The organism is Flavobacterium microcysteis (genome assembly GCF_006385255.1).
GTDB lineage: Bacteria > Bacteroidota > Bacteroidia > Flavobacteriales > Flavobacteriaceae > Flavobacterium > Flavobacterium microcysteis.
In genome coordinates, this window is sequence record NZ_VFJE01000056.1 from 657496 (window position 1) to 669298 (window position 11803).

The 11803-nt window shown below is 36.8% G+C and carries 9 protein-coding genes; 6 read left to right on the forward strand and 3 right to left on the reverse strand.

The features are described from left to right. Nucleotides 1-131: 131 nt before the first annotated feature. The 6 genes from FJA49_RS16535 (at nt 132) to FJA49_RS16560 (ending at nt 9136) form a co-directional block, all read left to right on the forward strand. Nucleotides 132-2102: a peptidylprolyl isomerase gene (locus FJA49_RS16535; RefSeq protein WP_140002287.1), complete on the forward strand. Its 1971-nt coding sequence runs from the start codon at nt 132-134 to the stop codon at nt 2100-2102. Beyond that, nucleotides 2103-2951 (forward strand): hypothetical protein, encoded by an 849-nt coding sequence (locus tag FJA49_RS16540; protein WP_140002289.1) that lies wholly within the window; start codon nt 2103-2105, stop codon nt 2949-2951. Further along, entirely contained in the window at nt 2914-4347 is a 1434-nt protein-coding gene (locus FJA49_RS16545) for a peptidylprolyl isomerase (RefSeq protein ID WP_140003018.1), read from the forward strand. The genes FJA49_RS16540 and FJA49_RS16545 overlap by 38 nt, the downstream gene beginning before the upstream one ends. Before the next feature lie 49 nt (nt 4348-4396). Next, nucleotides 4397-5350 carry an AAA family ATPase gene (locus FJA49_RS16550; protein ID WP_140002290.1) on the forward strand — a complete coding sequence of 318 codons (954 nt, stop codon included), beginning with the start codon at nt 4397-4399 and terminating at the stop codon, nt 5348-5350. 73 nt (nt 5351-5423) lie between these two features. Continuing rightward, nucleotides 5424-6551, forward strand: a complete 1128-nt coding sequence (locus FJA49_RS16555; protein WP_140002291.1) for an acyltransferase family protein — start codon at nt 5424-5426, stop codon at nt 6549-6551. A 317-nt stretch (nt 6552-6868) separates the two neighbouring features. Continuing rightward, nucleotides 6869-9136: an aconitate hydratase gene (locus tag FJA49_RS16560; RefSeq protein ID WP_140002292.1), complete on the forward strand. Its 2268-nt coding sequence runs from the start codon at nt 6869-6871 to the stop codon at nt 9134-9136. A gap of 152 nt (nt 9137-9288) precedes the next feature. Here FJA49_RS16560 and FJA49_RS16565 read toward each other — a convergent pair whose 3' ends face one another. Genes FJA49_RS16565 through FJA49_RS16575 form a run of 3 tightly spaced genes read right to left on the reverse strand, consistent with a single transcriptional unit; the run spans nt 9289 to nt 11765 of the window. Continuing rightward, a complete protein-coding gene (locus tag FJA49_RS16565; protein ID WP_140002293.1) occupies nt 9289-10572 on the reverse strand; it encodes a DUF6624 domain-containing protein in 1284 nt (427 codons plus the stop codon). A 7-nt stretch (nt 10573-10579) separates the two neighbouring features. Further along, on the reverse strand, nt 10580-11047 hold the full coding sequence (locus FJA49_RS16570) for an OsmC family protein (protein ID WP_140002294.1): 468 nt from the start codon (nt 11045-11047) through the stop codon (nt 10580-10582). Nucleotides 11048-11087: 40 nt separating this feature from the next. Further along, entirely contained in the window at nt 11088-11765 is a 678-nt protein-coding gene (locus FJA49_RS16575; RefSeq protein WP_140002295.1) for a C1q-like domain-containing protein, read from the reverse strand. Between the last annotated feature and the right edge of the window lie 38 nt (nt 11766-11803).

Consider the following 11803-nt stretch of genomic DNA (forward strand, 5'->3'; position numbering starts at 1 on the left):
AATATCGCTAATAATTTGTTAATAAATTTTTGTTAATAGTAAGGGCCGTACTTGTTTAATGCGTTTGAATTGTTACTTTTGTTGATTGCTATCCAGGCGTTAAATTAATTCCAACTTATAGAATTTACATAATGAACTTAAAACAATTGTTCTTCGGAGTACTGCTTTCCGCAAGTTTTACGAGTTTCGCTCAAAACAACAATAAGGAAGTTTTATTTACAATTGATGATAAACCTTATTATACAGATGAATTTGCAAGGGTTTATAACAAAAACATTGATCTGGTAAAAGACGAATCCCAAAAAGATCTGAATCAATACCTTGATTTATTTGTCGGTTACAAGTTGAAAATTAATAAAGCCAATAAGCTAGGACTTCAAAATGGTCAGGCCTATCAGGCGGAGTTAAAATCATACAGAAACCAGCTTTCAAAAAATTATCTTACCGATTCTAAGGTTACAAACGAACTTATCGAAGAGGCTTATCAAAGATCTTTGAAAGAAATCAAGGCAGCCCATATCTTGTTTATGGTAGATGAAAATGCTTCTCCTGAAGATACTTTAAAAGCATATAAAAAAGCTGTTGAGGTTAGAGAGAAAGCTCAAAAAGGAGAAAACTTCGGAGAGCTTGCCGTTAAATATTCTGAAGACCCTTCTGCAAAGGAAAATAAAGGTGAGTTAGGCTATTTCTCTGTTTTCAGAATGGTATACCCATTTGAATCAGCAGCCTATAAAACTGCAAAAGGTCAGGTGTCAAAAATTGTCAGAACCCGTTTCGGTTACCATTTGATAAAAGTAGAAGACATTAGAGACAACCGTGGAGAACTTACAGTTGCTCATATCATGATTCTAAAGCCAAATAACCAAAATCCTGAAGAAGCTGAAAAAGCAAAAAATACAATTCAGGAAATTTATAAAAAACTACAACAGGGCGAGAACTTCGAAAGCCTTGCTAAACAATTTTCTCAAGATAAGTCGACAGCTTCAAAAGGAGGTTTACTAAACCGTTTTGGTTCAGGCCAGCTAAGTTCTGAAGAATTTGAAGATGCCGCATTTACGTTGAAAAATCCAAACGATTATTCAGCTCCGGTAGAAAGCAATTTCGGATGGCACATTATCAAGTTGATTGAAAAGCATCCAGTTAAGACATCTCAGGAAATGCATGCGGAGTTGGATAATAAAATCAGAAAAGACGAACGCTCAAGACTGATTACAAATTCATTGACTGAAAAACTGAAAAAGAAATATTCAGTAAAAAGAAATGACAAACTATTTGCCGCAATTACAAAAACTGTAAACGACAAATTTTATACAAACGAATGGAAGCTTCCAGAAAATATGAAACCTTTTGAAGGTAACCTGGTTACAATCGATAACAAGGCTATCTCAGGAGAAGAGTTTCTTAAATATTTGGCTGCACAACAAAGAGCTGAAAATACGATCAAGCCAATCAGCAAGTTGGTAGACAAAAAATATCAGGAATATGTTGATGTAAAAGTCAATGAATTGTACAATAACAATCTTGAAAACGAATTCCCTGATTTTGCTGCTGTAATGGAAGAATACCGTGACGGTTTGCTGCTTTTTGATTTGATGGAAAAAGAAATCTGGGAAAAAGCAAAAACAGATTCAATCGGATTACAGAATTTTTACGAAGCCAGAAAAAACAATTACCGTTGGGGGAATAGACTAGATGCTCTGGTTCTTTCTTCAACCAAAAAAGATATGGCCAAACAGGCACAAAAACTATTGAAGCAAGGGAAATCGGCTGAATTCATCAAAGAAAAATTCAACCTAAACGGTAAAGTCGAGATCATGTCGAATGCCGGGATTTTTGAAGAAAATAGTGATGCCTTGCCAAAAGGTATTGAAAAGAAAGACGGAGTTTCCGAAATTATAAAAGAGGGTGAATACTATTTTGTTGTAAAAATAAACAAACACCTTCCGGCAGGACCAAAAACATTGGAAGAAGCTAAAGGTAAAGTCGTGAACGATTACCAGCAATATCTTGAAGAAAAATGGGTTGGCGATTTGAAGCAGGAATTTAAGGTTGATATCCACCAGCCTTCTTTTGAGAAAGTGAAAAAGCAGATCAAGTCATAAATGAAGAAGTATGCGGTCATAGGATTGCTATTGCTTCTTGCTTCATGTAATTATTTTAAGCCGGAAGCAAAACCGCAGGCAATTGCAAGAGTAAATGACTCGTATTTGTTTAAGGATGAAATCAAGGATCTGGTGCCGCCAGGAACATCAAAAGAAGACAGTATTGTTATTGTTAGGAATTTCATCGACCGCTGGGCATCACAAAAATTGATGATGTCTGCAGCAGAGATTAATTTGAGTACTGATAAACAGGCGGAATATAACGAGCTGATCAGACAGTATAAAATTGATCTTTACACAAAAGGTTATTTAGAAGAATTGGTAAAAACTACAGTAGATACAGTAATCACTGAAGCGGAACTAAAAGAATATTATAAGCAGAATAAAGAAAATTTCAAGACGGACGGAACTTTAGTGAAATTGCGTTATATCAATTTGCCCAAAGACCATCCTAAATTTCAGACCATAAAAAGCAAGTTTTTTGACTATAGGAAATCAGACAAGAAATTTTGGGACACGTATGGAATGCAGTTCAAAAGTTTTGTGTTGAACGATTCAGTTTGGGTAGAAATGAATCAGGTATATCGAAAGTTGCCTTTCATTACACCGGATAACAGGCCGCAATATATTTCAGCTGGAAAGACAATAGAAAAACAAGACTCTTTGGAGGTTTATCTTGTAAAAGTCACAAATGTTCTGGACAAAAATCAAATAAGTCCATATGAGTATATAAAACCGACATTAGAACAGGTGATTTTAAACAAAAGAAAATTAGAATTAATAAAAAAAATTGAAAAAGACATTACTGATGATGCCATTAAAAATGAGAAGTATGAAATCTATAATTAAGAATGCCTGCCTGATTTTTGGCTTTGCAGCATTTTTCAATGCCGCAAATGCACAGGAAATCATTCAGAACGATACTGTAAAGAAAGTCGTTCCGAAACCTGTGAGTCAGAAACAGAAAATAGACGGAGTAATTGCCGTTGTAGGTGATTATGTGATTTTGGATTCTGATATTGATATTGCATATATTGAAATTGCAAACCAGGGTAATCCAACAAAAGATATTACAAGATGTCAGTTGCTTGGTAAATTGCTGGAAGATAAATTATATGCGCATCAGGCAGTTCAAGATAGTATTGTTGTGACCGATGCCGAAATCAACAGTATGATGGAGGAAAGAATCGATGCTTTCGTAGAACGTGCTGGCTCGATGGAAAAATTACTTAAAATCTATAACAGACCAAACGAAGAAGAGTTCAGAACCTACTTTTTTGATATCTTGAAAATGGGTAAGCTAACCTCTGGAATGAGAAATAAAATCATCGAAAATGTTGAAATCACTCCGGAAGAAGTAAGGACATTCTTTAAAAAATTCCCAAAAGAAGATTTGCCACAGATTGGAGCAGAAATCGAAGTATCTCAAATTGTGGTTAATCCGGTAGTTACTAAAGAAGAAAGGCAGAAGGTGATTGACAAGCTGAACGAATTCAGAAACGATGTAATGTCCGGAAATGGAAGTTTTTTCAGTAAGGCGGTTTTGTATAGTAAGGATGAAGGCACAAAGTCTAATGGTGGTTTCATGCGTGTTAACAGAAAGAGTAATATGCTGGTCAAAGAATTTAAGGAAAGAGCTTTTAGTCTTGAAGAAGGACAGATTTCGGAACCCTTTGAAACGGAATATGGATGGCATATTATTTTGGTAGAAAAAATACGTGGACAAGATGTCGATTTAAGACACATATTGTTGATTCCGAAAATATCGGAAGAAGCAATGCAAGAAGCAAAAGACAAAATTGTTGGAGTGAGAAATAAGATTGTTAATGGCGATATTTCATTTGCTGAAGCTGCCAGAAACTCTTCTGATGAGAAAGAAACAAGAGCAAATGGTGGAGTATTGATCAATCCTCAATCACTTGATCCTCGTTTTGATTTGACTAAAATGGATCCGTCATTATATGTACAGGTTTCAGATCTTGGTGAAGGCCAAGTATCACAACCAATCGTTGACGAAGACAGAATAGGACGCAAAACCTACAAATTGATTACTGTTACAAAACGTTATGATGCTCACACTGCTGATTATGCACAAGATTATTTGAAAATCAAAGATTTGGCTTTAAAAGAAAAACAGATCAAAGCTATCAGCAAATGGACAGAAGAAAAAATCAAAGAAACTTACATTAAGATTAATGGAGAATACAGAGATTGCACTTTTGTAAACAACTGGCTTAAGAAGTAATCCGATACATTTAATCAAATCGAAATTTTAATAACCAAACAATTATAGAATGTCAGACGTTGCTGCAATACAGAATCTGGTTCAGAAAAGAATAGAGCTAAAAAAGGAAATCTCAAAAATAATTGTAGGGCAGGAAGTAGTAGTAGACCAAATCTTGCTGAGCATTTTTTCCGGAGGGCACGCCCTTTTGGTTGGAGTTCCTGGATTAGCAAAGACTTTAATGGTCAATACGATTTCTCAGGCTCTTGGTTTGGATTTCAAACGTATTCAGTTTACGCCAGATTTGATGCCTTCGGATATTCTTGGAAGTGAAATTCTCGATGAAAACCGTCAGTTCAAATTTATAAAAGGACCTATTTTCTCAAACATCATTTTGGCGGATGAGATTAACAGGACACCGCCTAAAACGCAGGCAGCACTTCTTGAAGCCATGCAGGAAAGAGCGGTAACTATTGCCGGACAGCATTATAAATTGTCGTTGCCGTATTTTGTACTGGCAACTCAAAACCCAATTGAGCAGGAAGGAACCTATCCGCTTCCGGAAGCACAGCTTGACCGTTTTATGTTTGCCATAAAATTAGACTATCCGTCATTTTCTGAAGAAGTACAGGTCGTAAAAAGTACTACTACAGATCAGACAGAAAAAATAAACCCGCTTTTCACAGCACAAGAAATCATCGATTTCCAACACCTGATTCGTCGTATTCCTGTAGCAGATAATGTTATTGAATATGCAGTAACACTGGTAAGCAAAACCCGTCCGGATAATTCACTGTCAAATGATTATGTGAAAAACTACCTGGATTGGGGAGCAGGGCCAAGAGCGTCTCAAAACCTAATATTGGCTGCAAAAGCTCACGCTGCTTTTAACGGAAAGTTTTCTCCGGATATTGAAGATGTGAAAGCAGTTGCAACTAGTATTCTTCGTCACAGGATTATCAAAAATTACAAAGCAGATGCAGAAGGAATTTCGGAAGAAATGATTATCCAGAAATTAATGTAAGCACTGTAAAATTTACATTCCGTAGAAGCTATTCACGATTTGTATTTCTATATTTGAAAGAAATACAGACACATTGCTAAAGCAACAATTACACAATCCGCACCGCATTTTCGGTTTAGATCTCATGAGAGCCGTAGCCATACTTATGGTATTAAGCTCGCATTGTCTTTGGATTTATCCTGAAAGCAACAGCTTTATTGCGCAGCTTTTAAAATTGTTTGGCTTTTTGGGCGTTGAAATTTTCTTTGTCCTTAGCGGTTTTCTTATCGGAAAAATTCTTCTGCAATCCTATCTCAAAGAGGACTTTTACTTTTCGCATGTCAGGAATTTTCTAAAAAGAAGATGGTTCAGGACACTTCCTAATTATTTTCTGATTCTGCTAATTAATATACTCATAGCAGCTATTATCGGTTACAAAATCGAATCGTTGTGGAAGTACTTCTTTTTTGTTCAGAATTTTGATAGAGCCATGCCAGCGTTCTTTCCTGAGTCCTGGAGTCTTTCAGTTGAAGAATGGGCTTATGTAGTCTTGCCTTTGCTCTTAGTGTTGGCAGGTTTTTTTGCAAAGCCTAAAAACAAATCAAGATTCTTTGTGATACTTCTAGTGCTTTTGATAATGGTTTCATTATTGGCAAAAATCATTTGCTACCAAAACACGCTTCTAACCAACTTGGATATTTGGAATGTATCTTTAAAAGCTGTGGTGATTTACCGTCTTGACGCTATTTTTTATGGAGTATTGGCAAGTTGGATGTATTGCCGATATCCTAATTTTTGGAAAAAAAACAAATCCATTTTTCTGGTAATTGGTATTTTATGTTTCCTGTTTATCGCTTTCGGAATAGGTAAAATAGGTTTCACTCCGGAAGGACAAAATAGGTTTCTTTATGTTGCCTATCTTCCCATAGTTTCTATCTCTATTTCCTTATTCCTTCCGTTTTTATCTGGCTGGAAATCAGAGAGGTCAATGCTAAAAAGCCCTGTTGTTTTTATAAGCCTGATTTCATATTCGATATACCTTTTGCATTACAGCGTAATCCTGCAATTGATGAAGTATTTTATACCGGTCGAAGAGTATTCAATGTTGCAAAAACATGTCTTTACTTTTACTTATTTACTGCTCACAATTATCCTAAGTTATGCACTCTATGTTTGGTATGAAAAGCCAATGATGGACTTGAGAGAAAAATCAAAAAAATAGCAATTTTACGAAGTCGATTTTTCTTCTTTTCGGCCGTCAGCCCGTAATTTAGAAGCATTCTTAATTCATGGGCTACTCTTTTGGGGAGTACAAATTTCGAATTTGACAAAAAAAAGATTTTAAATTAACAAAAACGGAAAAAATTAATTAGTTTTTAATTATAATTTAATAATAATCATTAAAAATTAGATTTTAGGAATAATAATGTTTTGAAACACGGCTTTTTTTAAAAATCTTTCAAATATGGAGGGAAATGAGTAAATTTGCATTGCAAAGAAACAAACTAAAATATAAATAAAATAGACTAATTACTGATTATGGCTTTTGATATTGAAATGATTAAAAAAGCGTATGGGACAATGGCAGAGCGTGTTGATAAAGCACGTCAATTGGTTGGTCGCCCATTAACGCTTTCAGAAAAGATTTTATACTCACACCTTTGGGAAGGAACTCCTTCACAGGCTTTCACCAGAGGAAAAGATTATGTTGATTTTGCTCCGGATAGAGTAGCTTGTCAGGATGCTACGGCACAGATGGCTTTGTTGCAGTTCATGCATGCCGGAAAAAATAAAGTAGCTGTTCCTACAACGGTTCACTGTGATCACTTGATCCAGGCAAAAGTAGATGCTGCAACTGATTTGGCTAGAGCAAAAACACAAAGCAACGAAGTTTTTGATTTCCTTTCTTCAGTTTCTGACAAATACGGAATTGGTTTCTGGAAACCGGGAGCTGGTATTATTCACCAGGTAGTTCTTGAAAATTATGCTTTCCCAGGAGGTATGATGATTGGTACGGATTCTCACACGGTTAATGCGGGTGGTTTAGGAATGCTTGCTATTGGTGTTGGTGGTGCTGATGCCGTAGATGTAATGTCGGGTATGGCTTGGGAATTGAAATTTCCAAAACTGATTGGTGTTAAATTGACAGGGAAATTGTCTGGATGGACTGCTCCAAAAGACGTAATCCTAAAAGTAGCTGGAATTCTTACTGTAAAAGGAGGAACCGGAGCTATTGTTGAATATTTCGGAGAAGGTGCAACTGCTATGTCTTGTACAGGAAAAGGTACAATTTGTAACATGGGAGCTGAAATCGGAGCTACAACTTCAACTTTTGGTTATGATGATTCAATGCGTCGCTACCTGATTTCTACAGGAAGAGCTGATGTTGCTGAAGCTGCTGATAAAGTGGCACCATATCTTACAGGTGATGCTGAGGTATATGCTAACCCAGAACAATATTTTGATCAGGTAATCGAAATCAACCTTTCTGAATTAGAACCACATTTGAATGGTCCTTTCACTCCGGATTTGGCTACGCCAATTTCTAAGATGAAAGAAGAGGCTATCAAAAACAACTGGCCTTTAGAAATCCAGGTAGGTCTGATTGGTTCTTGTACGAACTCTTCTTACGAAGATATTTCACGTGCTGCTTCTTTGGCTAAACAAGTAGCTGATAAAAATTTAAAAACTAAAGCACAATTTACCATCACTCCAGGTTCTGAAGTGGTTCGCTACACAATCGAAAGAGATGGTTTTATCGATACATTTGATAAAATCGGTGCGACTGTATTTGCTAACGCTTGCGGACCATGTATCGGAATGTGGGATAGAGAAGGAGCTGAAAAAGAAGAAAGAAACACTATCGTTCACTCTTTCAACCGTAACTTCTCAAAACGTGCTGACGGTAACCCAAATACTTTGGCTTTCGTAGGTTCTCCGGAATTGGTAACAGCTTTGGCTATTGCCGGTGATTTAGGATTCAACCCTATTACTGACAAATTAATCAACGAAGACGGTCAGGAAGTAATGCTAGATGAGCCTACAGGAAACGAATTGCCTCCAAAAGGATTTGATGCAGAAGATCCAGGTTTCCAGGCACCATCAGAAGATGGATCAGGAGTTCAGGTTATCGTAAGCCCAACATCAGAAAGATTGCAATTATTAGCTCCGTTTGAACCATGGAATGGTGAAAATATCATGGGTGCTAAATTGCTAATCAAAGCTTTCGGAAAATGTACGACAGACCATATTTCTATGGCAGGACCTTGGTTGCGTTTCCGTGGACACTTAGACAATATTTCAAACAATATGCTTATTGGTGCGGTGAATGCTTTTAACCAAAAAACAAATTCTGTAAAGAACCAATTGAATGGAAAATACGATTCAGTTCCTGCGGTTCAAAGAGAATACAAAGCGGCTGGAGTTCCTACTATTGTTGTGGGTGACCATAACTATGGAGAAGGTTCTTCTCGTGAGCATGCTGCAATGGAACCACGTTTCCTTGGAGTAAGAGCTGTGTTGGTGAAATCATTTGCACGTATCCACGAAACTAACTTGAAAAAACAAGGTATGTTAGCGCTTACTTTTGCTAATGAAGCAGATTATGATAAAATCCAGGAAAATGATACTTTCAACTTTGTAGACTTGAAAGAGTTTGCTCCAGGAAAACCACTTACTATTGAGATTTTCCACGATAATGGAACAACTGAAACAATCTTAGTTAACCATACTTATAATGCAGGTCAGATTGGATGGTTTGTTGCAGGTTCTGCACTAAACCTAATTGCTGCTGCAGGAAAAGCTTAATTCTAAGTTTATCTTTATATAAAAAAACTCCCGATTTATCGGGAGTTTTTTATTTTTCTATCTGTTCGGCAAGCGAAGGATCAAGTTAGTTTTTGCATATATTCTGTGACCAGTTCTTTTTCGTTACGTTTTGATTTTGCCATAATAAACGATTAGTAGTTTTTTATAATAGCTACCCATCGATCTTCTTGATGGAATTTTACAAATGTTTGGTCATGCTTTAATTTTTTAAAAGGCAATGTTCCTCTTAGATGAAGCAAGGAAAGGAAATCTAAAGAAATGCTTCGGTATTGTTCTTCGCCTGTAGTGTTAAAAATCGATGCAAATAGTGTGGCTGCTTCATAATTTTCTGCTTCGTTCATACCGCCCATAACTGTAGAGGCCGTATTGTAGTAATCATAGACTTTTTGGAATTGCTTTTCGTGGTAGGCGATTTTTGCACTATCGATAAGTTTTTTAGTATACTCTAAATCAGCTTTGTCATTCTGTTTTGCTTCCTCTTTGGTTTTACTTGTATAGGTAAAGCCATAGGTTTTAGAATAAACTGACAAAGGCTGTAATCCGATCTTGTTTCTCCGTTCGTCTGCTTTGTCTTCTTTTAAAATAGGGCGAAAGCCTGATGCCTGCCCGTTTTGGGTCCAGACTACTTGCGTTCCGTAGAGCTGTTTGTAGTTTAAATTACATTGTATTCTGTCATAAAGAAAAGCATAATGTTCTAAGCTGATTTCATTTGTCTTAAAAAGCTTTTCCATCGCTGCCAATGCTTGTCTTTGAAAAGCTACATCCTGATCGGCATGCTGTACAGCCAGCCATAAATTGTTTTGGCCATCTTTACCTATCTCCGATATTTTTGGCCAGCCATATTTAGCAATAATAGCTTTTGAATCTTCTATGTTTTTGGAATCAGAGCTGTTAATTGCCTGGTCCAGTTCTCTTATTTCGTCTGCATTTTTTGCTTGTGCCCTTTTATACCGAAGTTTCTGGTCGTTTAGGGTCATCAGGTTGATTTGCTTTCGCAATTCGGGAAACTTTAAATTTTTTTGATACTCGAGTTCTTTGTTATAGGCCTTGTTTTCTGTTTTCTGCCATTCTTCGGGAAACGATTGTCTTAGATAATCGAAATAAGGATCAAATGCGAGCCAGTCGGCTTCCGTCCAGCCATTGTCTATAGCAAGATTTAGGTATTCGAATGCTTTTTTCTGGTTATTGTCTAAAGAATAAACCCCAGCGGCTTTATATAAATTTAGGGCATCAGGTGTTTTTGTTGCAAAGGCCTTTTCAAAAGAAGCAATTGCATTTTTATAATCTTTTTGGAGGTGGAATAATCCGGCTTGGGCAATTAGCGAATCGTAATTGTCATTTTGTGCAGTGACTTGCGTAATAAAAAAGAATACGAGCGTAATTGTTTGAACATAATGTTTCAGGAGCCTACCCATATACTGTTTAAATTTTGCTCTGAGGAATGTGTTTCACAGGAAAGTTGACCGAATTGGCAATAAAGCAAAGCTGATTGGCTTTTTTGTGCAGCTCATTAGCTTTTTCCAACATGGAAGAATCGCTCACTGTTACGATTGGATTTAAAGTAACTTCTGTAAAATGTCCGGATCCATCATCGTTAACCGTCATTTTTCCTGTGGCATGATCTTCATAATCAGTCACGACTATTCCAGCCATAACACATACATGCAGATAAGACATCATATGGCAGGCAGATAATGAAGCCAGTAAAAGGTCTTCCGGATTATGAACGGTTTTATCACCGTGAAAAACAGGATCAGAGGAACCTTTTATCTCGACTTTGTTGTCGATAAGAATTATGTGGCTTCTTTCGTAAGCTCTATAGCTTGAAGTACCGGTACCTTTATTTCCGGTCCAGCGGACTATTAATTTGTAGTTGTGTTCTGGATGCATTTGTAAAGTTTAAAAATCATTGCTTCACAAATTTAGCTATTTATCTCACTTGATGAATAGTAAAATAAGATTCTTCACCACCACTTAATATCCCTACGGTAAGAACTCCTCCGCTATAGCCTCTGAAGGTCACTGTGTCGCCCGTATTTAATTGCATCAGGGTTTGGATGGACCTGTTTGGAGGATTGATGTTTATGCCCAAAAGCTGCACATTCATATAGCTTTCTCTTACATTGAGGACACCATTTTTAAATACGGCCAGACCAAAATCTCCGGCAGCTAGAAGACCTGGGTTTGCTTTGATAGCAGCATATATGGAGTAGATTCCGGGCTGTTTTGCAGTGAAGGTATTTGTTGTTGTATTGTATTCGCTATTGGTATCAAATTCAATCGTATTGAAAGGTATTGTTGTATACGCATTAGCTAAAATACTGATGTTAATTAATGCTGGACTGCCCGAGGCAAATCCTCCTTTGATGAAAGTCTTCAAATGGCTTTCGATAACGCTTTTTGACGAAATTCTTTGTGCATTCCCTAGAGCATCTACTACTAGGATAGAGTCTTTTGCGGCAGTAGCCCGAGTATTACTCGTGGTGCTTCGTAATCTGAAATTACCATTGACATCCAACATCGCAGTCGGATCTGTTGTGCCTATTCCCACTTGGGCAAATCCAAGTACAGGCAATAGCATCATTAGATGGAGTAGGATTGATTTCATAACATTTTAGATTTGGGTACTCTCAAAGTTATGAAACT